30 protein-coding genes and 1 pseudogene are annotated in these 25,148 nt (G+C 72.8%); 12 read left to right on the forward strand and 19 right to left on the reverse strand.

Annotation, left to right across the window (positions count from 1 at the left end):
- The first annotated feature begins 153 nt into the window (after positions 1 to 153).
- On the forward strand, positions 154 to 1,380 hold the full coding sequence (locus ACSMX9_RS09870; protein ID WP_445401697.1) for a nucleotide sugar dehydrogenase: 1,227 nt from the start codon (positions 154 to 156) through the stop codon (positions 1,378 to 1,380).
- A 114-nt stretch (positions 1,381 to 1,494) separates the two neighbouring features.
- Here ACSMX9_RS09870 and ACSMX9_RS09875 read toward each other — a convergent pair whose 3' ends face one another.
- From ACSMX9_RS09875 to ACSMX9_RS09890, 4 genes are all read right to left on the reverse strand, one after another.
- Positions 1,495 to 2,619: a GuaB3 family IMP dehydrogenase-related protein gene (locus ACSMX9_RS09875; protein WP_351244392.1), complete on the reverse strand. Its 1,125-nt coding sequence runs from the start codon at positions 2,617 to 2,619 to the stop codon at positions 1,495 to 1,497.
- A 115-nt stretch (positions 2,620 to 2,734) separates the two neighbouring features.
- Positions 2,735 to 4,240 carry an IMP dehydrogenase gene (guaB, locus tag ACSMX9_RS09880; RefSeq protein WP_445401699.1) on the reverse strand — a complete coding sequence of 502 codons (1,506 nt, stop codon included), beginning with the start codon at positions 4,238 to 4,240 and terminating at the stop codon, positions 2,735 to 2,737.
- A gap of 128 nt (positions 4,241 to 4,368) precedes the next feature.
- Complete coding sequence (locus tag ACSMX9_RS09885) at positions 4,369 to 4,944, reverse strand: sigma-70 family RNA polymerase sigma factor (RefSeq protein ID WP_351244396.1); 576 nt, start codon at positions 4,942 to 4,944, stop codon at positions 4,369 to 4,371.
- Positions 4,945 to 5,350: 406 nt separating this feature from the next.
- On the reverse strand, positions 5,351 to 5,962 hold the full coding sequence (locus ACSMX9_RS09890) for a response regulator transcription factor (RefSeq protein ID WP_003948568.1): 612 nt from the start codon (positions 5,960 to 5,962) through the stop codon (positions 5,351 to 5,353).
- Between the two features lie 398 nt (positions 5,963 to 6,360).
- Between ACSMX9_RS09890 and ACSMX9_RS09895 the strand changes: the two genes are divergently transcribed.
- Positions 6,361 to 6,705: a WhiB family transcriptional regulator gene (locus ACSMX9_RS09895; RefSeq protein ID WP_445401701.1), complete on the forward strand. Its 345-nt coding sequence runs from the start codon at positions 6,361 to 6,363 to the stop codon at positions 6,703 to 6,705.
- 56 nt (positions 6,706 to 6,761) lie between these two features.
- Here ACSMX9_RS09895 and ACSMX9_RS09900 read toward each other — a convergent pair whose 3' ends face one another.
- Positions 6,762 to 7,676 (reverse strand): LysR family transcriptional regulator, encoded by a 915-nt coding sequence (locus tag ACSMX9_RS09900; RefSeq protein WP_445401703.1) that lies wholly within the window; start codon positions 7,674 to 7,676, stop codon positions 6,762 to 6,764.
- Positions 7,677 to 7,791: 115 nt separating this feature from the next.
- On the opposite strand from ACSMX9_RS09900, the gene ACSMX9_RS09905 reads away from it, so the two are divergent.
- Positions 7,792 to 8,565: an SDR family NAD(P)-dependent oxidoreductase gene (locus ACSMX9_RS09905; protein ID WP_445401705.1), complete on the forward strand. Its 774-nt coding sequence runs from the start codon at positions 7,792 to 7,794 to the stop codon at positions 8,563 to 8,565.
- A gap of 89 nt (positions 8,566 to 8,654) precedes the next feature.
- Here ACSMX9_RS09905 and groL read toward each other — a convergent pair whose 3' ends face one another.
- From groL to ACSMX9_RS09920, 3 genes are all read right to left on the reverse strand, one after another.
- Positions 8,655 to 10,280 carry a chaperonin GroEL gene (groL, locus tag ACSMX9_RS09910; protein ID WP_445401707.1) on the reverse strand — a complete coding sequence of 542 codons (1,626 nt, stop codon included), beginning with the start codon at positions 10,278 to 10,280 and terminating at the stop codon, positions 8,655 to 8,657.
- Positions 10,281 to 10,405: 125 nt separating this feature from the next.
- Positions 10,406 to 10,714 carry a co-chaperone GroES gene (gene groES, locus ACSMX9_RS09915; protein WP_351244406.1) on the reverse strand — a complete coding sequence of 103 codons (309 nt, stop codon included), beginning with the start codon at positions 10,712 to 10,714 and terminating at the stop codon, positions 10,406 to 10,408.
- Positions 10,715 to 10,984: 270 nt separating this feature from the next.
- Positions 10,985 to 11,968 (reverse strand): polysaccharide deacetylase family protein, encoded by a 984-nt coding sequence (locus ACSMX9_RS09920; protein ID WP_445401709.1) that lies wholly within the window; start codon positions 11,966 to 11,968, stop codon positions 10,985 to 10,987.
- Between the two features lie 195 nt (positions 11,969 to 12,163).
- Here ACSMX9_RS09920 and ACSMX9_RS09925 point away from each other — a divergent pair, with 195 nt between their 5' ends.
- Complete coding sequence (locus ACSMX9_RS09925; protein ID WP_445401711.1) at positions 12,164 to 13,372, forward strand: THUMP-like domain-containing protein; 1,209 nt, start codon at positions 12,164 to 12,166, stop codon at positions 13,370 to 13,372.
- Positions 13,373 to 13,522: 150 nt separating this feature from the next.
- Here the strand turns inward: ACSMX9_RS09925 and ACSMX9_RS09930 are convergent, their stop codons facing one another.
- From ACSMX9_RS09930 to ACSMX9_RS09940, 3 genes are all read right to left on the reverse strand, one after another.
- Positions 13,523 to 13,954, reverse strand: coding sequence for a hypothetical protein (locus tag ACSMX9_RS09930; protein ID WP_445401713.1), 432 nt, complete (start codon positions 13,952 to 13,954; stop codon positions 13,523 to 13,525).
- A complete protein-coding gene (locus ACSMX9_RS09935; protein WP_445401715.1) occupies positions 13,951 to 14,082 on the reverse strand; it encodes a hypothetical protein in 132 nt (43 codons plus the stop codon). The genes ACSMX9_RS09930 and ACSMX9_RS09935 overlap by 4 nt, the downstream gene beginning before the upstream one ends.
- Before the next feature lie 143 nt (positions 14,083 to 14,225).
- Complete coding sequence (locus tag ACSMX9_RS09940; protein ID WP_445401717.1) at positions 14,226 to 14,540, reverse strand: hypothetical protein; 315 nt, start codon at positions 14,538 to 14,540, stop codon at positions 14,226 to 14,228.
- 771 nt (positions 14,541 to 15,311) lie between these two features.
- On the opposite strand from ACSMX9_RS09940, the gene ACSMX9_RS09945 reads away from it, so the two are divergent.
- The 3 genes from ACSMX9_RS09945 to ACSMX9_RS09955 are packed head-to-tail and all read left to right on the forward strand — an operon-like array spanning position 15,312 to position 16,485.
- The gene (locus ACSMX9_RS09945) at positions 15,312 to 15,986 is read left to right on the forward strand and encodes a hypothetical protein (protein WP_445401719.1); all 675 of its coding nucleotides are present in this window, start codon (positions 15,312 to 15,314) and stop codon (positions 15,984 to 15,986) included.
- The gene (locus tag ACSMX9_RS09950) at positions 15,986 to 16,330 is read left to right on the forward strand and encodes a 4a-hydroxytetrahydrobiopterin dehydratase (protein ID WP_445401721.1); all 345 of its coding nucleotides are present in this window, start codon (positions 15,986 to 15,988) and stop codon (positions 16,328 to 16,330) included. The genes ACSMX9_RS09945 and ACSMX9_RS09950 overlap by 1 nt, the downstream gene beginning before the upstream one ends.
- Before the next feature lie 8 nt (positions 16,331 to 16,338).
- Positions 16,339 to 16,485 carry a hypothetical protein gene (locus ACSMX9_RS09955; protein ID WP_445401723.1) on the forward strand — a complete coding sequence of 49 codons (147 nt, stop codon included), beginning with the start codon at positions 16,339 to 16,341 and terminating at the stop codon, positions 16,483 to 16,485.
- 311 nt (positions 16,486 to 16,796) lie between these two features.
- Here the strand turns inward: ACSMX9_RS09955 and ACSMX9_RS09960 are convergent, their stop codons facing one another.
- Positions 16,797 to 17,219, reverse strand: a complete 423-nt coding sequence (locus ACSMX9_RS09960; RefSeq protein WP_445401725.1) for a hypothetical protein — start codon at positions 17,217 to 17,219, stop codon at positions 16,797 to 16,799.
- Between the two features lie 155 nt (positions 17,220 to 17,374).
- Here ACSMX9_RS09960 and ACSMX9_RS09965 point away from each other — a divergent pair, with 155 nt between their 5' ends.
- Both ACSMX9_RS09965 and ACSMX9_RS09970 read left to right on the forward strand, forming a co-directional pair.
- On the forward strand, positions 17,375 to 18,295 hold the full coding sequence (locus tag ACSMX9_RS09965) for an FAD-dependent oxidoreductase (protein WP_445401727.1): 921 nt from the start codon (positions 17,375 to 17,377) through the stop codon (positions 18,293 to 18,295).
- A 64-nt stretch (positions 18,296 to 18,359) separates the two neighbouring features.
- Positions 18,360 to 18,866 (forward strand): DinB family protein, encoded by a 507-nt coding sequence (locus tag ACSMX9_RS09970; protein ID WP_445401729.1) that lies wholly within the window; start codon positions 18,360 to 18,362, stop codon positions 18,864 to 18,866.
- 195 nt (positions 18,867 to 19,061) lie between these two features.
- On the opposite strand, the gene cutA is transcribed toward ACSMX9_RS09970, so the two are convergent.
- Positions 19,062 to 19,397: a divalent-cation tolerance protein CutA gene (gene cutA / locus ACSMX9_RS09975; RefSeq protein WP_445401731.1), complete on the reverse strand. Its 336-nt coding sequence runs from the start codon at positions 19,395 to 19,397 to the stop codon at positions 19,062 to 19,064.
- A gap of 31 nt (positions 19,398 to 19,428) precedes the next feature.
- Positions 19,429 to 19,854, reverse strand: a complete 426-nt coding sequence (locus ACSMX9_RS09980; RefSeq protein ID WP_445401733.1) for a CGNR zinc finger domain-containing protein — start codon at positions 19,852 to 19,854, stop codon at positions 19,429 to 19,431.
- 65 nt (positions 19,855 to 19,919) lie between these two features.
- Here ACSMX9_RS09980 and ACSMX9_RS09985 point away from each other — a divergent pair.
- Positions 19,920 to 20,513: pseudogene (locus tag ACSMX9_RS09985) on the forward strand (MFS transporter); the annotation flags it as partial.
- Positions 20,514 to 20,548: 35 nt separating this feature from the next.
- Positions 20,549 to 20,863 carry a hypothetical protein gene (locus ACSMX9_RS09990; RefSeq protein WP_445401735.1) on the forward strand — a complete coding sequence of 105 codons (315 nt, stop codon included), beginning with the start codon at positions 20,549 to 20,551 and terminating at the stop codon, positions 20,861 to 20,863.
- Between the two features lie 25 nt (positions 20,864 to 20,888).
- Here ACSMX9_RS09990 and ACSMX9_RS09995 read toward each other — a convergent pair whose 3' ends face one another.
- From ACSMX9_RS09995 to tsaB, 5 genes are all read right to left on the reverse strand, one after another.
- Positions 20,889 to 21,521, reverse strand: a complete 633-nt coding sequence (locus ACSMX9_RS09995) for an ATP-binding protein (RefSeq protein ID WP_445401737.1) — start codon at positions 21,519 to 21,521, stop codon at positions 20,889 to 20,891.
- A gap of 274 nt (positions 21,522 to 21,795) precedes the next feature.
- The gene (locus ACSMX9_RS10000) at positions 21,796 to 22,059 is read right to left on the reverse strand and encodes a hypothetical protein (protein WP_445401739.1); all 264 of its coding nucleotides are present in this window, start codon (positions 22,057 to 22,059) and stop codon (positions 21,796 to 21,798) included.
- A complete protein-coding gene (gene tsaD / locus ACSMX9_RS10005) occupies positions 22,056 to 23,213 on the reverse strand; it encodes a tRNA (adenosine(37)-N6)-threonylcarbamoyltransferase complex transferase subunit TsaD (protein WP_445401741.1) in 1,158 nt (385 codons plus the stop codon). The genes ACSMX9_RS10000 and tsaD overlap by 4 nt, the downstream gene beginning before the upstream one ends.
- Positions 23,206 to 23,772 carry a ribosomal protein S18-alanine N-acetyltransferase gene (rimI, locus tag ACSMX9_RS10010; protein ID WP_445402948.1) on the reverse strand — a complete coding sequence of 189 codons (567 nt, stop codon included), beginning with the start codon at positions 23,770 to 23,772 and terminating at the stop codon, positions 23,206 to 23,208. Before rimI ends, tsaD begins: the two co-directional genes overlap by 8 nt.
- A 17-nt stretch (positions 23,773 to 23,789) precedes the next feature.
- On the reverse strand, positions 23,790 to 24,443 hold the full coding sequence (tsaB, locus tag ACSMX9_RS10015; protein WP_445401743.1) for a tRNA (adenosine(37)-N6)-threonylcarbamoyltransferase complex dimerization subunit type 1 TsaB: 654 nt from the start codon (positions 24,441 to 24,443) through the stop codon (positions 23,790 to 23,792).
- Positions 24,444 to 24,580: 137 nt separating this feature from the next.
- Between tsaB and ACSMX9_RS10020 the strand changes: the two genes are divergently transcribed.
- Positions 24,581 to 25,135, forward strand: a complete 555-nt coding sequence (locus ACSMX9_RS10020; RefSeq protein WP_445401744.1) for a L,D-transpeptidase — start codon at positions 24,581 to 24,583, stop codon at positions 25,133 to 25,135.
- Positions 25,136 to 25,148 lie beyond the last annotated feature (13 nt).

Raw genomic sequence — 25,148 nt, forward strand, 5'->3', positions numbered from 1 at the left:
GCGCCCGCCGGGGGCGGCGACACCCAGCGCGTCACCGCAGGAAATACCACATAACGGTCATATTTACCCCTAGTCTGACAGTGCGCTGGTCCATCTTGTCCACCGGGCTTGCGCGCCCCTCCCGCTCCTGCTATTGGGAAGGACGCCCCCGCCATGCCCGCAGACCTCGCCGTCATCGGCCTCGGCCCGCTGGGGCTGCCCCTGGCGCAGGCCGCCGTGGCCGCCGGCATCCCCACCCTCGGCCACGTCCCGGGCCCCGCCCCCGTCCTCGACGGCGGCGTCCTCACCACCGCCGAGGTGCGCCGGATGCTCGCCGGCGGGTTCACCCCCACCACCGACCCCAAGGGCCTCGGCCGGGTCCGCACCGCCGCCATCTGCGTCCCCGCACCGCGCGGGGCGGACGGCTCTCCCGACCTCACCCAGGTGGGTGACGCGGCGCGCGTCCTCGCCGCCCGGCTGCGCCCGCACACCACGGTCGTCCTGGAGTCCCCCGTCCCCCCGGGCACCACCGAGGACTTCCTCCGCCCCCTGCTGGAGGAGGGGTCCGGCCTGCGCGCGGGCCGCGACTTCCACCTCGCGTACTCCCCCAGCCGGGTGGACCCCGGCAACCGCACCCACCCGTGGACCGGCGTCCCCAAGGTCATCGGCGGGCTGACGCCGGCCTGCACCGAATCCGCCGCCGCCTTCTACGGCCGCCTCACCGACAAGGTCGTCCGCGCCCGCGGCACCCGGGAGGCCGAGACCGTCCAACTGCTGGAGACCAACTTCCGGCACGTCAACATCGCCCTCGTCAACGAGATGGCCGTGCTCTGCCACGACCTGGGCGTCGACCTGTGGGACGTCATCCGCTGCGCGGAGACCAAACCGTTCGGCTTCCACGCGTTCCGCCCCGGGCCCGGGGTGGGCGGCCACGGGGTGCCGCAGGACCTCTCCGGTCCCCAGCACGCCGTCCGTCCGCTGCGCATGGTCGAACTCGCCCAGCAGGTCAACGGCCAGATGCCCCGGTACGTGATCCAGCGCGCGGCGACCCTGCTCAACGAACACGGCAAGTCGGCGCGGGGCGCCCGGGTGCTGCTGCTCGGGGTCACCTACAAGCCCGACGTGCCCGACCGGCAGGGCTCACCCGCCCGGGAGGTCGCCGTCCGCCTGATGGACCTGGGCGCCTCGGTGAGCTACCACGACCCGTACGTCCCCGCGTGGAGCGTCCTGGACCGTCCGGTGCCCCGCGCGGATTCCCTCTACGAGTCCGCCGCCGACGCCGACCTCACCCTGCTCCTCCAGCACCACCGCACCTACGACCTCCAGGGCCTCGCGGTCAAGGCCCAACTCCTGCTGGACACCACCGGCGCCACCCCCACCGGCACGGCCCACCGCCTCTGACGGCGGCCCGCCGGCCCGGGCGGCACACCGGGCGGAGCCATGGAAATGGGGGTACTCCAGACCCCGTTCATCGGGCCGAAGTACCCCCACACCGCTCCGGTCAGCGGGTACGGATCACCGCTTGTGCTGGGCGTCGGCCACCGTGACCTCGACCCGCTGGAACTCCTTCAGCTCGGTGTAGCCGGTGGTGGCCATGGCCCGGCGCAGCGCCCCGAAGAAGTTCATGGACCCGTCGGGGATGTGGGACGGGCCGGTGAGGATCTCCTCCGTGGTGCCGACCGCACCGAGGTCCACCAGCTTGCCGCGCGGCACGTCCTCGTGCACCGCCTCCATGCCCCAGTGCCGGCCCTGGCCGGGCGCGTCGGTGGCGCGGGCCAGCGGCGAGCCGACCATCACCGAGTCGGCGCCGCAGGCGATGGCCTTGGGCAGGTCGCCGGACCAGCCGACGCCGCCGTCGGCGATCACGTGCACGTACCGGCCGCCGGACTCGTCGAGGTAGTCCCGGCGGGCCGCAGCCACGTCCGCGACGGCGGTCGCCATCGGCACCTGGATGCCCAGCACGTTGCGGGTGGTGTGCGCGGCGCCGCCGCCGAAGCCGACGAGCACGCCCGCCGCCCCGGTCCGCATCAGGTGCAGGGCGGCCGTGTACGTGGCGCAGCCGCCGACGATCACCGGCACGTCCAGCTCGTAGATGAACTGCTTCAGGTTCAGCGGCTCGGCGGCGCCGGAGACGTGCTCCGCGGAGACGGTGGTGCCGCGGATGACGAAGATGTCGACCCCGGCGTCCACCACGGCCTTGGAGAACTGGGCGGTCCGCTGCGGGGACAGCGCCGCGGCGGTCACCACGCCCGCGTCGCGCACCTCCTTGATGCGGCGACCGATCAGCTCCTCCTTGATCGGCTCCGCGTACACCTCCTGGAGCCGCCGGGTCGCGGTGGCCGTGTCCAGCTCCGCGATCTCGTCCAGCAGCGGCTGCGGGTCCTCGTAGCGGGTCCACAGCCCTTCGAGGTTCAGCACGCCCAGCCCGCCGAGCTCACCGATGCGGATCGCGGTCTGCGGGGAGACCACCGAGTCCATGGGAGCCGCCAGGAACGGCAGCTCGAAGCGGTAGGCGTCGATCTGCCAGGCGATCGAGACCTCCTTCGGGTCGCGCGTGCGGCGGCTCGGCACGACGGCGATGTCGTCGAAGGCGTACGCCCGGCGCCCGCGCTTTCCGCGCCCGATCTCGATCTCAGTCACGTGTGTGGCCCTTCCCTCTCGTTGCAGCGCCTTCCAGTATCCCCGACGCGACGGCCGAGGGCGGCTCCGGAGTGCTCCGGAGCCGCCCTCGGCGGTGGCCGTCCGTTCGGGGGGACTACGCGCGGCTGTAGTTCGGCGCCTCGACGGTCATCTGGATGTCGTGCGGGTGGCTCTCCTTGAGGCCGGCGGAGGTGATCCGCACGAACCGGCCCCGGTCCTGGAGCGCGGGCACGGTCTGTCCGCCCACGTAGAACATGGACTGGCGGAGCCCGCCGACCAGCTGGTGGACGACCGCGGCGAGCGGGCCGCGGTAGGGCACCTGGCCCTCGACGCCCTCGGGCACCAGCTTCTCGTCGGAGGCCACGCCCTCCTGGAAGTAGCGGTCCTTGGAGAAGGACTTGCGGTCGCCGCGGGACTGCATGGCGCCCAGCGAGCCCATTCCCCGGTACGACTTGAACTGCTTGCCGTTGATGAAGAGCAGCTCGCCCGGGGACTCCTCGCAGCCGGCGAGCAGCGAGCCCAGCATCACCGTGTCGGCGCCGGCGACCAGGGCCTTGGCGATGTCGCCGGAGTACTGGAGGCCGCCGTCGCCGATGACCGGGATGCCGGCCGCCTTGGCGGCGAGCGACGCCTCGTAGATGGCGGTGACCTGCGGGACGCCGATGCCGGCGACCACGCGGGTGGTGCAGATGGAGCCGGGGCCCACGCCGACCTTGATGCCGTCCGCGCCGGCGTCGACCAGGGCCTGCGCCCCGTCGCGGGTGGCCACGTTGCCGCCGATCACGTCCACCCCGGAGGAGTTGGACTTGATCTTGGCGATCATGTCGCCGACCAGTCGGGAGTGACCGTGCGCGGTGTCCACCACGATGAAGTCCACGCCGACCTCGATGAGGGCCTGGGCGCGTTCGAAGGCGTCGCCGGCGACGCCCACCGCGGCACCGACGATGAGCCGGCCCTCGGCGTCCTTGGCGGCGTTCGGGTACTTCTCGGCCTTGACGAAGTCCTTGACGGTGATGAGTCCCTTGAGGACCCCGGCGTCGTCGACGAGCGGCAGCTTCTCGATCTTGTGGCGGCGCAGCAGCTCCATCGCGTCGGAGCCGGAGATGCCGACCTTGCCGGTGACCAGCGGCATCGGGGTCATGACCTCGCGCACCTGACGCGCGCGGTCCGACTCGAAGGCCATGTCACGGTTGGTGACGATGCCGAGCAGCTTGCCGCCGCCGTCGGTGACCGGGACGCCGCTGATCCGGAACTTGGCGCAGATCGCGTCGGCCTCGGCGAGGGTGGCGTCCGGGTGGACGGTGATCGGGTCGGTGACCATGCCCGACTCGGAGCGCTTCACCAGGTCCACCTGGTTGGCCTGGTCGGCGATCGACAGGTTGCGGTGCAGCACGCCGACGCCGCCCTGGCGAGCCATGGCGATGGCCATCCGGGACTCGGTGACCTTGTCCATCGCCGCGGAGAGCAGCGGGATGTTCACCCGTACGTTCTTGGAGACGTACGACGCGGTGTCGATCTGGTCGGGGGCCATGTCCGAGGCGCCTGGGAGCAGCAGCACATCGTCGTAGGTCAGCCCGAGCGTCGCGAACTTCTCGGGTACTCCGTCGACGTTGGCAGTCATGACACCTTCCAGATGGCCTTGTCCGTGCGGGGTGTCCATGCTAACGGGAAGCGGACGGCTCCCATTCCCCGTTCGCTCCCGGGCGACGCACCGCCGACGGAGGGTGACGGCCGGCGGGGGCTCGGACGCTACTGCTCGGCGAGGGCCCGCAGCCGGCTGAGCGCCCGGTGCTGGGCGACCCGGACCGCGCCCGGGGACATGCCCAGCATCTGTCCGGTCTCCTCCGCGGTGAGCCCCACGGCGATCCGCAGCAGCAGCAGCTCGCGCTGGTTCTCCGGGAGGTTGGCCAGCAACTGCTTGGCCCAGGCGGCGTCGCTGCTGAGCAGGGCGCGCTCCTCGGGGCCGAGGGAGTCGTCGGGCCGCTCGGGCATCTCGTCGGAGGGGACGGCGGTGGAGCCGGGGTGGCGCATCGCGGCGCGCTGGAGGTCGGCGACCTTGTGCGCGGCGATCGCGAAGACGAACGCCTCGAAGGGCCGTCCGGTGTCCTTGTAGCGGGGCAGGGCCAGCAGCACCGCGACGCAGACCTCCTGGGCGAGGTCCTCCACGAAGTGCCGGGCGTCGCCGGGCAGTCGGGACAGCCGGGTGCGGCAGTAGCGCAGGGCGAGCGGATGCACCCGGGCGAGCAGGTCGTGCGTGGCCTGCGCGTCTCCGTCGACGGCACGGTGGACGAGCGCACCGATCACCGTGGTCTCGTCTTCGCGCATCGGTCCATGGTGCCTTGCCGCCCGTTCGTCCGTGGCACCACGTCCGTCGTTGTGCGTCGAAGCGTTATGAGTAGGTGCGCCGGCACTCATACCCCGGTCCCTCCCCTTCCGCTGGGATTCCGCTCGGACCCGTCCCCGAGGAACTCCACACCCCCAAGGATGCGGCATCGGCCGGGAAACGCGGGAACCCGCGGTGTGCGAGGGGCCGCCGAACGGCACGGGACCTGCGGGGAACGACCGCTCGGAAGCGACGCGGGGACGGCCGTCGGGGGCGGGCCGGGGATGCACCGGGGGGCGTGCGGCACGCCCCCGGGCAACGGGGGTCGCCGCCCGTGCGCACGGCGCCCGCCCCGCCCGCCGCCGGCGGGCGGGGGTCGCCGTACCCCTGGGGCGGCACCCGGCGTTCCTAGCGGACCAGGCCCCACCGGAAGCCGAGCGCCACGGCGTGCGCGCGGTCCGAGGCGCCGAGCTTCTTGAACAGCCGCCGGGCGTGGGTCTTCACGGTGTCCTCGGAGAGGAAGAGTTCACGGCCGATCTCGGCGTTGGAGCGGCCGTGGCTCATGCCTTCGAGCACCTGGATCTCGCGGGCGGTGAGGGTGGGCGCGGCGCCCATCTCGGCCGACCGCAGGCGCCGGGGGGCCAGTCGCCAGGTGGGGTCGGCGAGCGCCTGGGTCACCGTGGCCCGCAGTTCGGCGCGCGAGGCGTCCTTGTGCAGGTATCCGCGGGCCCCGGCGGCGACCGCGAGGGCGACCCCGTCGAGGTCCTCCGCCACCGTGAGCATGATGATCCGGGCGCCGGGGTCCGCGGAAAGCAGTCGGCGGACGGTTTCCACGCCGCCCAAGCCGGGCATGCGCACGTCCATCAAAATCAAATCGGAGCGGTCGGCGCCCCAGCGGCGCAGGACCTCCTCGCCGTTGGCCGCCGTCGTGACCCGCTCGACGCCGGGCACGGTCGCGACCGCGCGGCGGAGCGCTTCTCGGGCAAGCGGGGAGTCGTCACAGACGAGGACGGACGTCATGACCGTCCTCCGCAACTGATGCGCGTCACCTTGAGCCTCCAGGCTGGTACGAATCGTCACCTGTGCGGTTGACGCTCCCGGACGTGTGCCCGAGTGCGCGTTTCCTCAACCGCTTCCGGACCTCTCAACGACGGTCACCCGAAAGAGTTACGGGTCGCTCAGGCACCTTCGGCACTCTATGTGAGGGGCCCGGCACTCGACCGCCACTCCGGGTCATCAGAAAGCTTTCGCCAAGATCCGTGCCCCATTTAGCGGCTTTTCTTCACTTTCGCCGGTGTCTGGAGCTAGATTCGCAAAGAGTCATATTTTCATCTTCTTCGACAGTATTTCCGAGCGTCGTGGGCACCGTCCGCGCCAGCACGTCCACCAGCCGTACGCACGCCGTAAGGGGACACGCAATGGCAGACTTCTCCCGCCTTCCCGGACCCAACGCCGACCTGTGGGACTGGCAGCTCCTCGCGGCCTGCCGCGGGGTGGACAGTTCGCTCTTCTTCCACCCGGAGGGGGAGCGCGGCGCGGCGCGCAGCGCACGCGAGCACTCCGCCAAGGAGGTCTGCATGCGGTGCCCGGTGCGGGCCGAGTGCGCCGCCCACGCCCTCCAGGTGCGCGAGCCCTACGGGGTGTGGGGCGGACTCACCGAGGACGAACGCGAGGAACTGATGGGGCGCGCCCGCAACCGGCTGGTCCCCGCGAACGCCGCGGCGGCTCCGACCCCGCCGGAGCGCCCCGACGCACCGCACTGAACCCGGATCACGGCCAGGAGGAACGTTTCGCCCCCGTATGCCCGCGGGCCGGGGCCTCAGCGGGCGGCGACCAGCGCCAGGTGCTCCAGGGTGGCCGCGACCGCCGGGACCCGGGCCAGGTCCGGCAGGGTGAGGGCGACGATCCGGCGCCGCACCGCGGGTTCCACCACCACGGTCCGCACCCCCTTGGGGCGGACCGACTCCAGCGCCAGCTCCGGCAGCACCGCCACCCCGAGCCCCGCCCCGACCAGGCCCGTCACCGCCGGGTAGTCGTCGGTGGCGAAGTCGATCCGGGGGGTGAACCCGGCGGAGGCGCAGACGTCCACCAGTTGGCGCCGGCAGCGCGGGCAGCCCGCGATCCAGGGGTCGTCGGCGAGGTCGTCGATCCGCACCGTCCCCGCGTCGGCCAGCGGATGGTCCTCGGGAACCAGACCGACCAGCCGGTCCGCGCAGAGCGACCGCACGGTCAGGTCGGACCACTCCTCGGGCACCCGCTCCTCCCCCGGCCCGGCGGGGTCGGCGTAGGAGAAGGCCAGCGCCACGTCGCAGTCGCCCTCGCGGAGCATCTCCACCGAGCGCGGCGGTTCGGCCTCCACCAGCGAGACCCGGGTGCCGGGGTGCGCGGAGCGCAGCGCGGCCAGGGCCGCGGGCACCAGGGTGGAACTACCGCTCGGGAAGGACACCAGCCGGACCCGGCCGGCGCGCAGCCCCGCGATCGCGGCGACCTCCTCCTCCGCGGCGGTGAGCCCGGCGAGGATGCCGGCGGCGTGCCGGACCAGGGCCCCGCCGGCCTGGGTCAGTCGCATCTCCCGACCGGCACGCACGATCAGCGGGGTGCCCGCGGAGGTCTCCAGCGCCTTCATCTGCTGGCTGACCGCGGGCTGGGTGCAGCCCAGTTCACGGGCCGCGGCGGAGAAGGAGCCGGTGGCGGCGACCGCGCGCAGGACGCGGAGATGGCGGGCTTCGATCACCCCACCATCGTACGGGAACATAAGATTTCCTTGGATATCGAGTGAAATGACCCCAGACGGCTTTGGTCCCGGGCAGCGGGACGTCCGGGCACCGACCGCGCCGTAACCTGACCCCATGACTACGGCTCTGATCACGGGTGCGACCGCCGGCATCGGGGCGGCCTTCGCCCGGCGCCTCGCCGCGGACGGCCACGACCTGGTGTTGGTGGCGCGCGACGCCGAGCGGCTGCGGGACCAGGCCACCGAACTGCACGACCGGCACGGGGTGGAGGCCGAGGTGCTCCGCGCGGACCTGGCCACCGACGAGGGGATCGAGGCGGTGGCCGCCCGGTTGGGCAACCGGCGCCGTCCGGTCGACCTGCTGGTCAACAACGCGGGGTTCGGGAACCGGGGCCGGTACCTGGAGGTGCCGCTCGCCGACGAGTTGACGATGCTGAAGGTGCACTGCGAAGCGGTGCTGCGGCTCACCTCGGCCGGCACGGAGGCGATGCGGGAGCGGGGCCGCGGGGGCGTGGTGAACGTGGCCTCCGTCGCCGCTTTCCTGCCGCGCGGGACCTACGGGGCGTCCAAGGCGTGGGTGGTGCAGTTCACCCAGGGCGTGGCCCGGGACCTGGCCGGCTCGGGGGTGCGGCTGATGGCGTTGTGCCCCGGGTTCGTGCGCACCGAGTTCCACGAGCGGGCCGGGATGGGCACCGACAACATCCCCGGGTGGATGTGGCTGGACGCGGACAAGGTGGTCGCCACCGGGCTGACCGACCTGAGCCGGGGGCGCACGGTCTCGGTCCCCGATCCCCGGTACAAGGCACTGATGGGGCTCGCCAAGCTGGCCCCGCGGCAGTTGCTGGGCGGGGTGACGTCCACCACCGGCCGCAAGTACGGGCCGCAGTAGCGCCTCCGACGACGCGGGCCCCGGCCCGGCCCCCGCGACGGGGGCCGGGCCGGGGCCCGTTCTTCAGCGCGTGCGCGCCGGTCGTCGGCTCAGTGCGAGTGACCGTGGCCGTGACCGGCCTCGGCGGCCTCCTCCTCGGCCGGCTTCTCGACGACGAGGGTCTCCGTCGTGAGCAGCAGGGAGGCGATGGAGGCGGCGTTCTCCAGCGCGGAGCGGGTCACCTTGACCGGGTCGATGACGCCGGCCTTGACCAGGTCGCCGTACTCCTCGGTGGCGGCGTTGTAGCCGTGGCCGGCCTCCAGGTCGGCGACCTTGGAGACGATGACGTAGCCCTCCAGGCCGGCGTTCTCGGCGATCCAGCGCAGCGGCTCGACCGCGGCGCGGCGGACCACGGAGACACCGGTGGCCTCGTCGCCCTCCTTGCCGAGGTTGCCCTCCAGCACCTTGGCGGCGTGCACCAGGGCGGAACCGCCACCGGAGACGATGCCCTCCTCGACCGCGGCGCGGGTCGCGGAGATGGCGTCCTCCAGACGGTGCTTCTTCTCCTTGAGCTCGACCTCGGTCGCGGCACCGACCTTGATCACGCAGACGCCGCCGGCGAGCTTGGCGAGGCGCTCCTGGAGCTTCTCGCGGTCCCAGTCGGAGTCGGTGTTCTCGATCTCGGCCTTGATCTGCGCCACGCGGCCGACGACGTCCTCGGAGTTGCCGGCGCCGTCGACGATGGTGGTGTCGTCCTTGGAGACGGTCACCCGGCGGGCGGAACCCAGCACCTCCAGGCCGACCTGGTCGAGCTTGAGGCCGACCTCCTCGGCGATGACCTGGGCACCGGTGAGGGTGGCCATGTCGCCGAGCATCGCCTTGCGGCGGTCACCGAAACCGGGGGCCTTCACCGCGACGGCGTTGAAGGTGCCGCGGATCTTGTTGACGACCAGGGTCGACAGGGCCTCGCCCTCGACGTCCTCGGCGATGATCAGCAGCGGCTTGGAGCCACCCGCCTGGATGACCTTCTCCAGCAGCGGCAGCAGGTCCTGGATGGAGGAGATCTTGCCCTGGTGGATGAGGATGTACGGGTCCTCCAGGACGGCTTCCATGCGCTCCTGGTCCGTCACGAAGTACGGCGACAGGTAGCCCTTGTCGAAGGCCATGCCCTCGGTGAAGTCCAGTTCGAGGCCGAAGGTGTTCGACTCCTCGACGGTGATGACACCGTCCTTGCCGACCTTGTCCATGGCCTCGGCGATCAGCTCGCCGACCTGCGGGTCCTGGGCGGAGAGACCGGCGACGGCGGCGATGTCCGACTTCTCGTCGATCGGGCGCGCGGTGGCGAGGAGCTCGTCCGAGACGGCCTTGACGGCGGCGTCGATGCCCTTCTTCAGGGCGGCCGGGGAGGCGCCGGCGGCCACGTTGCGCAGACCCTCCTTGACCAGGGCCTGGGCCAGCACGGTGGCGGTGGTGGTGCCGTCGCCCGCGATGTCGTTGGTCTTGGTCGCCACCTCCTTGACGAGCTGGGCGCCGAGGTTCTCGTACGGGTCCTCGACCTCTACCTCACGGGCGATGGTGACGCCGTCGTTGGTGATGGTCGGCGCGCCGAACTTCTTGTCGATGACGACGTTGCGCCCGCGGGGGCCGATCGTCACCTTGACGGTGTCGGCAAGCTTGTTGACGCCGCGCTCAAGGGCGCGACGGGCGTCTTCGTCGAACTTCAGGATCTTCGCCATGGGAGCGGTTCAGCCCTCTCAGAAACTGCTGGAAGCGGTGAAACGGAACGCGCCCCCGGCACCCGGCTTCGCGCGGGGCCAGGGGCACGTTCCACGAGCACGGGGCGTTTCGGGACGCCCGGTGACTACTTCTCGATGATCGCGAGCACGTCGCGGGCCGAGAGGACGAGGTACTCCTCGTTGTTGTACTTCACCTCGGTGCCGCCGTACTTGCTGTAGAGGACGACGTCGCCGACGGCGACGTCGAGCTCGACGCGCTTGCCGTCCTCGACCCGGCCCGGGCCCACGGCCAGGACGACGCCCTCCTGGGGCTTCTCCTTGGCGGTGTCCGGAATGACCAGGCCGGAGGCCGTGGTCTGCTCGGCGTCGAGCGGCTGGACCACGATGCGGTCCTCAAGCGGCTTGATGGCAACCTTGGAGCTGGTGGTCGTCACGATCCGACCTCCCCCTTCGGAGATCTCACGGGGTCAATTGTCTGGGGTGGCGACCGGGTCGATCCGTCGTCGCGGGTGCCGGACCTGCCTGTCGCATTGGCACTCGCCGGTGGAGAGTGCCAGGGCCGAGACTATGACCGGGATTAGCACTCGGTCAAGCGGAGTGCCAACGCGCCGTCCGTTCGGGCTCCGCCGCACGCTCCCCGCGCGGGGGCGGGCGGCCCGCTCGGCCGCGAGCGGGAGCCTCCTGGGGCCGGCGGTCCCGCCCCGTCAGAGGTAGTCCTCCAGCTTGGCCACGGCGTAGCCCTGGTCGGTGACGTGCTTCAGGAAGCGGCGCATGGCGTCGGGCATGCTGCCGCCCCAGTCCCCGCGGCCCCGGAAGTGGGTGAGCACGATGTCGCCGGGGTGCAGGCTGCGGTCCCACTCGCGGTACTCCCAGCGGTCGGCGAAGACCTCCTCGTTCCAGAGCGGCACGTGTCGGATGCCGCAGGACTCGGCGGCGCGCAGGGTGTCGGCGTTGTAGTTCCCGTACGGCGGCCGGAAGACGGTGGGCCGGGTCCCGTACTGCTTCTGGATCACGTCCTGCATGCCGCAGATCTGCTGCTTCTGCTGGGCGTAGGACAGGCCCGGCAGGTAGGGGTGGGTCAGGGTGTGGTTGTTGAGGGTGACCCCGGCGTCGCGCATGGCGCGGAAGTAGCCGTAGTCCTCCTTGACCAGGTAGTCGCTGAGGAACGCGGTGTACGGGACCTGGAGTTCCTCCATCATCCTGATCAGCGCCGGGTCCTTGTCGGCGCCGTCGTCGATGGTGAGGAAGACGACCTTGTCCCTGGTGGGGATGGTGGTGAAGACCGGCGGCAGGCCCTCCTGCCCCTCGACCTCGAACCCGTCCCGGGTGGTGATCCTCGGCTTCACCGCGGGCGGCGGCGGGGCGAGGAGCGGCGGCTTGGCGAGCCCCCAGCGCTTGGCGGTGGCGAGCCGGGCCGCCTCGACGGTGCGCTTGCGGACGACGGCGGGGTCCTCGACGGCCTCCTTCGCGCCCTTCGCGCCCTTCGCGCCGGGGGCGCCGCCCGGCTGCCCGGAGGCGGAGGCGGCGGGCTTCGCCGGCTCGGCCGGTCCCGTGCCGCAACCCGCGACGGTGGTGGCGGTGACGCCGAGGGCGAGGACGGCGACGAGCGCTCGGGCGAGCGCCCGGGGGCGAATCCGCCGGGGTGCGCCCGAGCCGGCGCGCGGGGACGCTTCCGGGCGCGGGGACACTTCGGCTCGGGCAGGCGCTTCGGGGCGCAGGGACCGGCGCTCCGCGCGACCGATGCGCCCGCGCATCTCGCGGGTAATTTGTTCGTTTTGTCTTACTAGTCGCATGGGGCCGCATCCTGTCAGCGGCCCCGGCGCACCCCGGGTCGACACCGCCACCGCCCCCGGACCATCCACCGACTGGCCCACAATGGCCCGGTGAGCACCACCGACCCCTGCCCCGCGCCCGAGGCGCAGTTCGCCGCGCTCCTCACCGACGAGGGCCGCGCCCTGCTGGACGAGGTCCGCGACACCGACCCCGCCCGGGAACTCGCCGTCGCCACCCGGCTGCGCCGCGACCACCCCGCCGAACTGGTGAACGCCGCACTCGCGCAGGCCCGGCTGCGGCAACGGGCGGTGGCCAAGTTCGGGGCCGAGGACGCGGCCCGGATGTTCTTCACCCCGGACGGGGTGGAACAGGCCACCCGCACCAGCGTGGCCGCCTACCGCGCCGGGCGGATGCGGGCCCTGGGCGTCACCTCAGTGGCCGACCTGTGCTGCGGCATCGGCGGCGACGCCCTGGCCCTGGCCCGGGCCGGCATCCGGGTGCTGGCCGTCGACCGATCCGCGCTGACCTGCGCAGTCGCCCGCGCCAACGCCCGCGCCCTGGGCCTCGCGGACCTCATCGAGGTCCGCGAGGCCGATGTGACCGAGGTGGCCGTGGACGGCTACGACGCGGTGTTCGTGGACCCGGCCCGCCGCGGCGGCCGTGGCCGGATCTTCGACCCCGAGGCGTACTCCCCGCCGCTGAGCCTGGCCGTCGACGCGGTGCGCAAGGCGGGCCGCGGAGCGCTGAAGATCGCCCCGGGCGTGCCGCACGAGGCGGTGCCCGAAGGCGTCGAGACGGAGTGGATCTCGGACCGGGGCGACCTCAAGGAGGCGGTGCTGTGGTTCGGCACCGACGCCCCCGACTCCCGCCGCTCCACCCTGCTGCCCGGCGGCGCCACCCTCACCGCCGCCCTGGACCGACTCCCCCCGGACCCCCCGGTGCGCCCGGTCGGCCGGTACCTGTACGAGCCCGATCCGGCGGTGATCCGGGCCCGTTTGGTGGCTTCGGTGGCCGAACGGGTCTCGGGCGGGCTGCTCGACGCGACCATCGCCTACGTCACCTCCGACGAACTGCGCCCCACCCCGTTCGCCACCGCCTACGAGGTGACCGACCACCTCCCCTTCCACGTCAAGCGGTTGAAGGCGCTGCTGCGGGAGCGCGGGGTGGGCACGCTCACCGTCAAGAAGCGGGGCTCCGCCGTGGAGCCCGAGGAGTTGCGGCGCAAGGTCCAGCCCCTCAAGGGTCCGCACGCGGCGACGGTGTTCCTGACCCGGGTGGCCGGCGCCCCCGCCATGCTGATCGGCCACCCGGTCGCCTGACCCCCGCTGCCCCCTTGTCACTCTCTCTGACGGCCAGCCGGCGGTGGGAGGGCTCGGCCCTGGTGGCTCAGTGACGGGCTGCTCCGAGGGCGAGTGCGGTGAGGAGTGCGGCGACGGTGAGCATGCAGAGGAGTTGGTCGGTGCGGGGATTCATCCCGCAGCCTTGAGAAGCAGCGCCGAGACCGCTTCGGGTGGGCAGAGTTGTTGGCCGTTCGGAGGGATGATCCAGTGGCAGCGGTGGTGGGTGGTGGGGTGGGTGAGGTCGGGGCGAGGGAGGCCGAGGTAGGCGTTGGTGCCGAGGTAGCGGGTGTGGGGGTGGCTTTCGATGGGTGGGGTGTGGGGTGGGACGAGGGCGTAGTGGTGGTGGGTGGTGCGGTCGGTGAGGACGGGGCCGTGGAGGGTGTGGGTGAGGTAGATGCGGACCTGTTCGGGTTCGCGGGTGCGGGCGGCGGTGTGGACGAGGTCGGTGGGCATCCGGATCGCGGCGAACGCGTGGCCGCAGGGCACCAGGGCGATGCTCCGCCGCAACCACTGCTCCTGCACCTCCCACGCCGACAACACCGCCGAGAGGGGGTGGTTCATGGGGTGGGGTGCTCCAGGGTGGCGAAGTGGGCCCGGTCCGCGGTCTTCCACTCCCGCCGCAGCCGCTTGCCCTCCGGGCAGCCGATCGGCTCCGGGAGACAGTCGTCACACGTCCCGACGTGACTCAAGTACGCACGCCAGGCTGCCCGTTCCACCGCTTCGGCGGCCCGGGCGGGCTCGGTGCACCGCCGATGGACCACCCCACCTCCCGGGCCCTCGTCGGAGAACTCCCGCACCCCGATCGGCCCACCACATCGGACGCAGGGGTTCATCACGCGCCCGCCCCCACCGACACCGTCACCGTGTCCGCCCCGGCCAGCGCGGCCAACGCCCGCAACACCACCACCAACCGCCGCACACCCAGATGCTCCACCTGCCACAACGGCACCAACCGCGGAAAGCTCACCGCCACCACGAAGTCCAGGAACGCCCGCTCACCCGCGTCCAACACCAACGAGTTGCGGTAACGGGCCTCGAACCGCGGCCAATCGCAGGAAGCTACCGCCCCGGTGTCCACGACGAGAAGGTCCCGCACGTCCTCCCGCGCCAGAACGTCACCCTCCTCCACCAACGCCGCGACCGCCACCCGCTCCGTGACGCCACGGGTGCTGGCCCAGACGGCGAGACGATCGGAGAGAAGCTGAGGCCCTGATGGAGGGGCAGATCTCGGGTTCTCTGTGTTTTCCATAGCCATGTATGGATGATGGAACCCACTTCGGACAGTAACCAGGCCATCGCGCGGCCACCTTCGGCCATCAGACGGCCATGCACGAGGACGGGCAATGCCCCAACGCAATGACGCACTGCGAGCAGCTCGACTCCGCGTGGGCTGGCGTACTGTGGAACAAGCGGCCGATCGGATCACAGCCCATGGCCAAGAGTTTCTGAGTGACCGCCAGTTCGCCGTCTCGTCGCGAACATGGAGGCGTTGGGAAGGGACCCATCCGGGTTGGCCACCCGAGGAGACGGCCATGGTTCTTCATGACGCACTCAGCCTCTGGCCGGAGGACCTCGGCTTCACCACTCCAGCAGGTTGGATCAGGCCCGAGCACCACGTGGAGGCGGACATGCGCCGTAGGGCCTTCAACTCCGTCACGGCACCAGCGCTCGTTCCCGGCCCTACTGCCTCCCAGCACGTGGACCCTCCTTGATCACCTACTTTCAAGAACAGTTGGAGGGACACTACCGAGCGGACATGTTCCTCGGTCCGCATGACCTGATCGGGTCGGTGTCGGCGCAGTAGCAACTCATCGACAAGCTCGTTCGTTCAGCCAAAGACGAGACGAGGCGTGGTCTTCTGCGTGTTGGCGCTGCGTACGCTGCACTTGTCGGGTGGCTCTACCAAGATGCCGGTGACATGGAGGGGGCATCCTTCTGGCGCGGCATGACTCAAGAGATGGCCATGCGCGCACGGGATCCTCACCTGATTGCCTACAGTCTCGTGAACCAGGCACAGGTCAGGACTGATCTGGGCGACGGGTGTGCGGTGATCGATCTTTGCGAGGCCGCCTTGGAGAACTCCGGGCGGCTGACTCCCAAGGTTCGGATCATGGCCATGCAACAACAAGCGCATGGAGCCAGCCTCACCAAGGACCGCGGAGCAGTGGACCGACTCCTGGACCACGCCACTGGCCTGCTAGTTCAGGTCGATGATGACCTGCCCTGGGGGAACGCCTGCCGGAGGACTCCTGGTTACCTGGAGGTGCAGCGTGCCACCTGCTACGGACGGCTTGGGCTCGGTTCCGAAGCAGTATCCCTGTGGGAGCAAGTACTTGAGGCTGTGCCAGAGACCGCGCGTCGAGACCGGGGCGTCTACCTTGCTCGACATGCAACCGCTGCGGCTCGCTCAGGAGACCCCGATCATGCCCTGGAGATTGCGCAGAACGCAGTGAACATCGCGGTGGAAACACAATCTGCTCGTATGGAGGCAGAGTTGCGGCAACTGACACGCGCGATGACGCCTTGGAAAGACGCGCCAGTGGGCCTTACTCTCACCCAGATTTTGTCCCCTGTTTGTGGAGAGGAACGATGATGGCGCAGGCCCCGGTACGTCTGACCGAGGACGAGATCGAAGCCGCTCTGCGGGCGGCCCCGGGCTGGCGGCGGGAGGGCCACGAGATCAGCCGCACCTTCCGCATCCGCTACCACGGCGGGGTGGCCCTCATCGTGCACGTCGCCGACGTCGAGCGGCTCATCGGTCACCACGCGGACATCGACCTGCGCTGGGACACCGTCCGCTTCGCCGTCACCACCCACGACGCCGGACACCGACTCACCGCCGCGGACTTCGACCTCGCCCACCGCATCGACGCCCTCGCCACCGCCCACGACGCCCAGCCCGTCGACACCGGCCCCCGTCCCCCGGCACGGCCATGAGTCGGGCCATGCGTCGGCTCGACTACTGGCAGGACCCGGGTGCCCCGAAGCCGACCAGCCGCACGACGTCCGCCGCGATGTTCGTGAGGGATGACCCGGGCCGTCTGCTCCTGCTGAAGCGGGTGGGCAACGGGCTGTGGACCTACCTGAAGTAGGGGCGGGACGGTGGGCCAGGCGGGGGTGCGGAAGGGCCGTGAAGAGACCGGGCTCGACGTCGAGGTGACCGGACTCGTGGGAGTGTTCTCCACCCCGGACCGCGTGATCGTCTCCTGCACGGAGACCGGGTGGACGAGGTCGGGCAGCGCGTCAACGTCGCCTGTGCGCCCGGGTGATCGGAGGAAAGTCGTCCCGGAGCCGTCCGGGGCGAGGGACGTGCGTCCCGTCGCGCCGAATCCCTGAAGCGGTACCCCGCCCATCCGGCCGGAACGGTTGGGCGGGGGCGAGCACGGCGGGGGCCCGGGGGTCCTCAGACACCGATGCGACGCATCCACCAGGGGAGGTCCGGGTGGGCCGAGGGGTTGTTGAGCGTGCGCCGGAGGACCCGTTCGTCCACGGGGTCGATCGCGGTGCGCAGTTCGCGGCGCGCCCTGGTGCGCAGGGCGTGGAGCGCGGCTTCCAGCAGGGTGCGGACGTGATACGAGTCGTGGTGGAAGTCCGCGTCCTCGCACGCGTAGAAGAGTTCGACGTTCCCACCACCCCGTCGAGCGGTGTCACTCCAGCGCCGGAACGCGTGCGCGACCTCGCCGGGCGGAAGACCACGGCGGCGCTCGAAGAGGGCGATCTGCCCGTTCGCGGAGGGGGACAGGCCGCGGATCACGGGGGGCCGCCGACGAAGCCGGCGGCGCAGCGGCAACTGCGCTCTGATCTCGCCCGGTGACCGGCGAGGCATGAACACTTCCGGAAGGAAGACGGCGGGACGCATCGGCCGGAGAGCTCGGCCACGGCCGGGACCACGTTACGTCGGAACCGGCCGACCCGTCACCGTCGACCGCGCGGTGGGAGGAATCGCCGCCCGCACCAGGGCTCCGGTGCTGGAATGGCCCCATGGCCGACACGACCACACCCCACGACACCGACCTGATCGTCATCGGGGGCGGGCCCGCCGGCTGCGCCGCCGCGCGGATGGCCGCGAGCGTCGGCATGCGCTCCGTCCTGGTCGAGCCCGAGGCGCTGTGCCGCAACCTGTACCGCGTTCCGGCCCTGAACAACGTCCTCGGCGGGCACACCGGCGGCCCCGAACTCGCCGAAGCCATCACCACGGAGCTGAGGGGCACCGCCCTCTGCCGCATCGAACTCGGCCGGCGCGTCACCGTCCTCCGCGCCGCCGAGGACCGCGTCACCGTCGTCCTCGACTCCGGCGCCCGTCTCACCGCCCCCTTCGCGGTCGTGGCCACCGGGGTCGGGCCCCTCCAGCCCGCCGCCGTCGCCTGGGTCACCGTCCCCGACTCCACCGTCCTGCCCCCGCTGTGGCGGGCCGGCGCGGAGGACACGGCGGGCCGGACCCTGCTCGTCCTCGGCGGCGACCGCCCCATCGGCACCTTCCTGCGCGCCCACCCCACCCTCGACACCCGCCTCCTCGTGGCGTACCCGGAGGCCGACGCCTACAAGGTCGAGGAGATCCGCGAAGACCCCCGGGTCGTGCTCCTCCCCGTCCGACACCTCACCCTGACCGGACGCCGGGGAGCCGCCCCGGCCGGGGAGGCCGTGGGGCCGGACGGCACCCGGCACCCGGTCACGGCGGACGCCGCCTACCTCAGCCTCGGCAACGCGCCCACCGCTCCGCCCGGCGACCTCGTCCGGTCCGCCGACGGCTACTGCCCGCCGACCGACCAGCACCCCCGGGTCATGGTGGCCGGCGACCTGCGGTCCGCCCGCTTCCAACGGATCATGACCGCGATGGGTTCGGGCAGCGAGGCCGCGCTCCGGGCGTACTACGCGTCCAGGGAACTGCCGCCCGGGGGGTGAGGTCGGCCGTGGCGCTCGACAAACCACTCGACGCGGCTCGTGGTCGTCGGGGAGGCTTCGCGCGATGACCAGAACCGATGACACCCCGCCCGCGTGGGACGAGCGCACCCAGCTCACCACCTTCCTCGACTACGCCCGGGACACCACCCGCGCCAAGTGCGACGGCGTCTTGGCGGAGGACGCGCGCAGGGCGCTCCTGCCCGGCTCGCCGCTGATGACGATGAGCGGGCTGGTCAACCACCTCCGCTGGGTCGAGTACCACTGGTTCCAGGTGGTCTTCCTCGGCGAGGAGGACCAGGGCCCCTGGACGGAGGAGGACCCCGACCGGGAGATGCGCATCGCCGTCGACTTCCCGCTGCCCCGGTTGCTCGACGAGTACGCCGAACAGAGCGCCCGCTACCGCGAACTGGTCGCCGGGCACGACTTGGACGAACGCGCCCGGCGCGCGGTCCGCGGAGGTCTCCACGTCGACCTGCGCTGGATCCTCCTGCACCTCGTCGAGGAGACGGCCCGTCACAACGGCCACCTGGACATCCTGCGCGAGATGCTCGACGGCACGACCGGGGACTGACCGGGGGGACGTGATCGCCCGACCCACCTCCTGGCCGGGTTCCGGCGGTGACGAGTCGGGCCGTGGGCCCTGGCGGCTTCCGCGGCGACCTGGGCCGCCGTCCGCGGGGAGCCCGCCCCGTAGCCGCCGCCCTACCGCCCGCTCCGCTCGGCGGGCGGGGGGCGGGGGGCGGGGGGCGGGGGGCGGGGCCGCGTCCTACGACGGGGACACCGGCGCGGTCTCCTCGGCCACCCACGCGAGGTACGCGTCCGAACCGCCCTCCACCGGGAGGACGATCCACTCCGGCACCTCGTAGGCGTGGGCGGTCGCCACCCAGGCCGCGAGCTCGGAGAGGCGGGCGCGGGTCGTCTTGTACGAGATCCGCCACTCCCGCTCCCGCACCACCTCCCCCTTCCACCGGTACACCGCGGTGAACAGCGCGTCGACGTGGGCGCACGCCGCCAGCCGCGCGTCCACGGCGCCCCGCGCCAACTCCTCGGCCCTGGCCTCGTCGTCGATCGTCGTCTGCGCGATCACCACATCGGTCGGCACGCCGTCTCCTTGCTCGGTCGGGACCGTGACCCTACCCGCGCCCGCTCCGCCCCGAACCGGGCGCGGGGTCCGGTGCGGCCTCCGCGGCACGGGAGCGCCGGTGGGCGGCGACCCGTTCGCGGGTGGCGCACCGGCGGGAGCAGTAGCGGCGTTCGGGGCCGCTGCCCCGGGTGAGGAAGACGTTCCGGCAGGAGGCCGAGGCGCAGATGCCGCCGGGCGGGCGTTGGCGGTCCCAGACCAGGACGGTCAACGCCATGCAGGACGAGGCGAGGAACCACTCGGCCCAGGGGGCGTCGTCGTCCCGGTCGAGGTGGGGGTGCCAGGGGGTGCCGTCGCCGTGCGCGGTCAGTCGGAGGGGGCCGGTGTGCTCCCTCAGCAGGCCGTTGAGGGCCGCCGCGGCGTCGTCGGTGTGCTCGGCGGCGAAGACGTGCCGCAGCAGGGCGGCGGCGGAGCGCATCGCGGCGATGTCGTGGCGGGAGAGGGCGTCTCCTCGCCGCGGCCCTCGCCCTGTACGCCGCGGGCCTGGGCGCGGTCCTCGCCGGACTGGGTCGGCTGCCGTTCGTCGTGACCCTCGTGATCGCGGTGCTGACCGGACTGGTGGGCCCCGCCCTGTCGGGCGGATGGACCGCCCGGCTTCCGGACGTGGTGCCGGACGACCGCCTGCCCCGGGCGAACGCGCTGGACGCCATGACCTTCGGCGTGGCGGCCCTCGCCGGTCCCGCTCTCGCGGGCGGCGTGGCGGAGGCGGCAGGGGCCCCGGCGGCCGTGGTGGTCTCCGTGGCGCTGGTCGTCCTGGCGCTGCCGGCCGCTTGGCGGTCGCCGGTCCGCCCCGGCCGGGTGCGGCCGGGACGGACGACTCCGGTGGTCGAGGACCTCGCCGCCGGAGTGCGGGTCGTCGTCGGACGGCCGGCGCTGGCCCGGGCGACCGTCACCTCGGTCGTCTCCTGCGTCGCACAGGGCATGCTGGCGGCGTGCGTCCCGCTCCTGGGCGAGCGGGTCCTGGGCGGGGCGGGCCACGGCGTGGTGCTGCTCTCCTGCGCGGCGGCCGCCGCCCTGGCCGCCACCGCGGTGCTCGCGCGGTTTCCGCGCGTGCTCGCCGCCGACACGTTCCTCTGGGCCGGTGCACTCGTGCAGGCCGGCGCGTTGGCCTGGTGTGGGGTCAACCCGCCGTGCTGGTGGCGGCCTTGTTCCTGGCGGGGTTCGGGGAGGGCCCCCAGTTGGCCGCCCTGTTCGCGATCCGCCACCGGGAGGCCCCCGAGCGCCTGCGGAGTCAGGTCTTCACCACCGGCGCCAGCCTGAAGGTCACCGGATTCGCCCTGGGGGCCGCGGCGGCCGGGCCGGTCGCGGCCTGGTCCCTGCCGGGCGCCCTGGCGCTCGCCGCGGCCACGGCGTTCCTCGCGGCCGGGCTCTTCTTCGCCGTCCCGTCGACGGGCACCGACCCCTCCGACCGCCCGTTGCCGACCTGAACGACGGGCAGCGGGCTGCGGGGGGTCAACGGGTGCGCAGATCGTGGACGTCGAGGACGAGGTGGGGCCAGACCGTCCCGCACCGGGCCAGGGCGTCGGCGAGCGGGGCGCCGGCGGTGCGCAGCGGGGCGAGGGGGAGGAAGTCGACGGTGGTTCCGGTGGTTCCGTCGTGGGGGATCGGGACCAGGCCCGTCACCGGGACGCCGTGTGCGTACCGTTGGGTCCACGCTCCGTCGCGACGGCGGTTGGTGTGGGTCAGTCGGCTGCTGAGCGCGGCCACGGTGGACATGCCGCGGCGGGGGTGTCCGTCCGGCAGTCGCTGCGCTTCGGGACGGTCGAAGAAGCGCAGGTCCTTGGTGGCCATGACCGGCTTCCTCACCGGTTCGCCCCGGTCGTCGAGGCGGGTGTCGGTGCCTCGCCCGTCGTCGGCGACCGTGAGCGAGCCGTCCGGGTGCAGGGTGACGCGGCAGCGTCCACCGCCCTGCGCGCACTCGGCTTCGTCCGCCGCGTAGGCGAGCACTTCGAGGACCAGGTGCGGGAGGCCGCCGGGGGCGAACAGGTCCGGGTTCCGGCGGATGTGTTCGAGGTGGCCGTGGTCGACCGTGCCCGCCCAGTCGTGCGTGGTGTTCCGCCACGTGCCGCTCGCGCGCTTCTCCATCCACGCAGTATCCGGGCCGGACCGCCCCGGAGGGACCGGCTGCCGGGCTCTCGGGAACCCGTGCCGGCGGTGCTCGGGTGCCGGGCGGCCGGCCTCCTGCGTACGTTCGAGTGGACTGCGGGGAGCCGGGCCGGCGGGAGGGGGCGGGACGGCGGGTTCCCAGCCCTACGTGGTCTGTGTGGACCAGTAGGGGCCGGTAACGATCGGTGGGGGCCGGCCCGGTGCGACCGGGGTCGCCCGCGACGGCTCCACCGCACCGCGGTTCACCGGAGGGTCAGTCGACGCCGACCGAGGTGAACCGCCAGCGGTGGACGGGCCGGCGGACCAGGTCGGCCGGCGGGTCGGGGAGTTCCGGGGGCGGCGGGGTGGAGCCGGAGTCGGCGGGCCACCAGGTGATGACCAGGACCCGGTCCCCGGGTGCGGTGAAGGTCTCCCGGCGCAGCGGCCGCCCGGTGGGCGACTGCTGCCGGGCCCAGGCGAGGAGGTCCTCGCCCCGGCCGGCGACGGCCGCCGCCTCCCACATCAGGGCGAGGCTCATGAGTACAGGTTGTCCTTCGCCAGTTCGTGCACGTGGTCGTGGTCGTGGGCGCCGTGCGCGTGGCCGTGACCGCCGTGCGCGTGCGGCTCCGGTGCGGCGGGGTCGTGGTCCCGGCCGGGCACGTGCGGGTCGGTGACGGGCAGCGAGGAGTCGGCGGAGAGGTCCCAGTCGGAGGTGGCCCGGCCGCGGGCGACCATCTCGGCGCCGAGGGCCGCGACCATCGCCCCGTTGTCGGTGCACAGTCCCGGGCGGGGCACCCGCAGGCGGATGCCCGCGGCCTCGCAGCGCTCGGCGGCGAGCGCCCGCAGCCGCGAGTTGGCGGCCACTCCCCCGCCGATCATGAGGTGGTCCACGCCCTGTTCCTTGCAGGCGCGCACCGCCTTGCGGGTCAACACGTCGACCACCGCTTCCTGGAAGGAGGCGGCCACGTCCCGGACCGGCACCTCCTCGCCGGCGGCCCGCTTGGCCTCGATCCAGCGGGCGACCGCGGTCTTCAGCCCGGAGAACGAGAAGTCGTAGGCGGGGTCGCGGGGGCCGGTGAGCCCGCGGGGGAAGGCGATGGCGTTCGGGTCGCCCTCGCGGGCGTAGCGGTCGATGACGGGGCCGCCGGGAAAGCCGAGGTTCAGCACCCGGGCGATCTTGTCGAACGCCTCGCCGGCGGCGTCGTCGATGGTGGCGCCCATCGGCCGGACGTCGGCGGTGATGTCCGCGGAGAGCAGCAGCGAGGAGTGGCCGCCGCTGACCAGCAGCGCCATCGTGGGCTCCGGCAGCGGACCGTGTTCGAGCTGGTCGACGCAGATGTGCGAGGCGAGGTGGTTGACCCCGTACAGCGGCTTGCCGAGGGCGTAGGCGTACGCCTTGGCGGCGGAGACGCCGACCAGCAGCGCGCCGGCGAGGCCCGGGCCTGCGGTGACCGCGATGCCGTCCAGGTCGGAGGCGGCGACGCCGGCCTCCTTCAGGGCCCGTTCGATGGTGGGGACCATGGCCTCCAGGTGGGCGCGGGAGGCGACCTCCGGGACGACCCCGCCGAACCGGGCGTGTTCGTCGACGCTGGAGGCGACGGCGTCCGCGAGCAGCGTGGTGCCCCGCACCACGCCCACCCCGGTCTCGTCGCAGGACGTCTCGATGCCGAGGACGAGGGGTTCGTCAGCCATGGGTGGTTCCGGTTTCCTTGGGTTCTGCCGTCGTGTCCGGTGCGCCCGGCGCGGCGGTGGTGTCGGTGGTGTCGGTGCCGTTCACGGCGAGCCGCATGACCAGGGCGTCGACGTTGCCCGGCTGGTAGTAGCCGCGGCGGAAGCCGATCGGGACGAAGCCGAAGCGCTCGTACAGCTTCTGGGCCCGTTCGTTGTCGACCCGGACCTCCAGCATCACCTCCCGGCACTCGAAGGCGGTGGCGTGCTTCAGCAGGTCGGTGAGGAGGCGGGCGCCGAGTCCGGTGCCCCACTGGTCGCGGGACACGGCGATGGTCTGCACGTCCCCGGTGGCCCCGGCGGGTCCCTCGGGCTCCTCGGCGCCCGGCTCGGTGCCGCCGGCGGCGGCGAGGCCCGCGTAGCCGACGAGGCGGCCCCCGTCCTCGGCGACCACGTAGCGGCGGGTGGCGCCGGGGCCCCGGGCGTGGGCCAGCTCGGACCAGAACATCCCCCGGGACCAGGCGTCGTCGGGGAACAGCTCCCGTTCGAGCAGGAGCACCGGGTCGATGTCCCACCAGCGCATCTCGCGCAGTTCGGCCGTCACCGGGGGGTGACCACCTTGTAGTTCTTGGGCACCTGCGCGTCGGGGCGGCGCAGGTAGCGGGGGCGGGGCTCGTCGAGGGGTAGTCCCGCGGCGAGCCGTTCGGCGGCCACCGCGGCGAGCGCCCCGGCGGCCACGTGCTCGGGGTCGCGGGCGTCCGGGAAGGCGTCCGGGTACAGCCGGGCGCCGGCGCCGACCACGGGCAGTCCGGCGAGTTCCCCGGCGATGTCGGCGGGCCGGTCGACGGCGGGCCCGGAGGTGCGGGTGCGGGGGTCGGCGTACCGGGCCCAGTAGACCTCCTTGCGGCGGGCGTCGGTGGCCACCGCGAAGGGGCCGTCGAGACCGGAGGCGCGGGCGAGCCCGTCGAGGGTGCACACCCCGTGCACGGGGACCCCGAGGGCCAGGCCCAGGGTGTCGGCGGTCATCAGTCCGACGCGGAGCCCGGTGTACGGGCCGGGGCCGGTGCCGACGACGATCGCGGTCACGGCCGCGAGGTCCGTTCCGGCGTCGGCAAGCACCCGGTCGACCGCGGGAAGCAGCAGTTCGCCGTGGCGGCGGGCGTCGACCCGGCCGGCGGAGGCGAGCACGCGGTCGCCGTCGTGCAGGGCGACCGTGACGGCGGGGGTGGCGGTATCGAGAGCGAGCAGCAGCACACAAACAGCCTACGGCTCCGACGACCGGCGCACGGTCGCCCCGGCTGGCCGGCCGCTTGCTGCTACGGTCGGCCGAGGACCCGTCACTCAGGGTGATCGGGCGGCCGGGTCGACGACGGCGACGAGAGGCGGGCGTGGTGGCGAGCAGCAGCGCGGGGATGGTGGCGGGGCTCACCGGGGCGGCGCTCACCGCCGTCGGGTTCCTCGCCTATCAGGCGTACGCGGGGGTGGCGGACGGCGCCGCCGACCGGGCGGCGGGCCGGGCGGCCACCACGGTCGTGTCGGCCGCGCCGCGCGACCCGGACCGGCCGACGGAGCTGCCTCGGGGCGCGGGCGCCGGGCCGCGGGTGGTCTACGCCCTGTCGGACCACCGGGTGTGGCTGGTGGGCGAACGGGACCGGGTGCGCCGCACGTACCGGGTGACGCCCAGCACGGTGGACCCGACGCCGGGCGCGTACCTGGTCACCTCCCGCACCGGGCACACCGCCGGCTCGGACGGGGTGGGCGTGGAGCACGTGGTGCGGTTCGCCTCGGAGGAGGGCGTGAGCATCGGGTTCAGCGCCGCCGTCGACGGTTCCACCGCCCCGCCCGACCCGCGGAAGCGGACCGGTGGCATCCGGTCCAGCCGGGCGGACGGGAACGCGCTCTGGGAGTTCGCGGTGATCAACACCCCGGTGGTGGTCATCGACTGACGGCACCGGGGGC

Source organism: Streptomyces sp. LE64 (genome assembly GCF_052606915.1).

Bases quoted from the DNA above. Each gene is read 5' to 3' on its own strand.
- groL (WP_445401707.1), bottom strand. From the start codon at position 10,280: ATGGCGAAGATCCTGAAGTTCGACGAAGACGCCCGTCGCGCCCTTGAG.
- guaB (WP_445401699.1), bottom strand. From the start codon at position 4,240: ATGACTGCCAACGTCGACGGAGTACCCGAGAAGTTCGCGACGCTCGGG.
- ACSMX9_RS09890 (WP_003948568.1), bottom strand. From the start codon at position 5,962: ATGACGTCCGTCCTCGTCTGTGACGACTCCCCGCTTGCCCGAGAAGCG.
- ACSMX9_RS09885 (WP_351244396.1), bottom strand. From the start codon at position 4,944: ATGCGCGAAGACGAGACCACGGTGATCGGTGCGCTCGTCCACCGTGCC.
- ACSMX9_RS09950 (WP_445401721.1), top strand. From the start codon at position 15,986: ATGGCGCAGGCCCCGGTACGTCTGACCGAGGACGAGATCGAAGCCGCT.
- ACSMX9_RS09870 (WP_445401697.1), top strand. From the start codon at position 154: ATGCCCGCAGACCTCGCCGTCATCGGCCTCGGCCCGCTGGGGCTGCCC.
- ACSMX9_RS09970 (WP_445401729.1), top strand. From the start codon at position 18,360: ATGACCAGAACCGATGACACCCCGCCCGCGTGGGACGAGCGCACCCAG.
- rimI (WP_445402948.1), bottom strand. From the start codon at position 23,772: ATGCGCTGGTGGGACATCGACCCGGTGCTCCTGCTCGAACGGGAGCTG.
- tsaD (WP_445401741.1), bottom strand. From the start codon at position 23,213: ATGGCTGACGAACCCCTCGTCCTCGGCATCGAGACGTCCTGCGACGAG.
- ACSMX9_RS09945 (WP_445401719.1), top strand. From the start codon at position 15,312: ATGGAGGGGGCATCCTTCTGGCGCGGCATGACTCAAGAGATGGCCATG.
- ACSMX9_RS09980 (WP_445401733.1), bottom strand. From the start codon at position 19,854: ATGCGCTCCGCCGCCGCCCTGCTGCGGCACGTCTTCGCCGCCGAGCAC.
- ACSMX9_RS09905 (WP_445401705.1), top strand. From the start codon at position 7,792: ATGACTACGGCTCTGATCACGGGTGCGACCGCCGGCATCGGGGCGGCC.
- ACSMX9_RS09995 (WP_445401737.1), bottom strand. From the start codon at position 21,521: ATGGAGAAGCGCGCGAGCGGCACGTGGCGGAACACCACGCACGACTGG.
- ACSMX9_RS09930 (WP_445401713.1), bottom strand. From the start codon at position 13,954: ATGAACCACCCCCTCTCGGCGGTGTTGTCGGCGTGGGAGGTGCAGGAG.
- ACSMX9_RS09955 (WP_445401723.1), top strand. From the start codon at position 16,339: ATGCGTCGGCTCGACTACTGGCAGGACCCGGGTGCCCCGAAGCCGACC.
- ACSMX9_RS09895 (WP_445401701.1), top strand. From the start codon at position 6,361: ATGGCAGACTTCTCCCGCCTTCCCGGACCCAACGCCGACCTGTGGGAC.
- ACSMX9_RS09960 (WP_445401725.1), bottom strand. From the start codon at position 17,219: ATGCCTCGCCGGTCACCGGGCGAGATCAGAGCGCAGTTGCCGCTGCGC.
- ACSMX9_RS10000 (WP_445401739.1), bottom strand. From the start codon at position 22,059: ATGAGCCTCGCCCTGATGTGGGAGGCGGCGGCCGTCGCCGGCCGGGGC.
- ACSMX9_RS09965 (WP_445401727.1), top strand. From the start codon at position 17,375: ATGGCCGACACGACCACACCCCACGACACCGACCTGATCGTCATCGGG.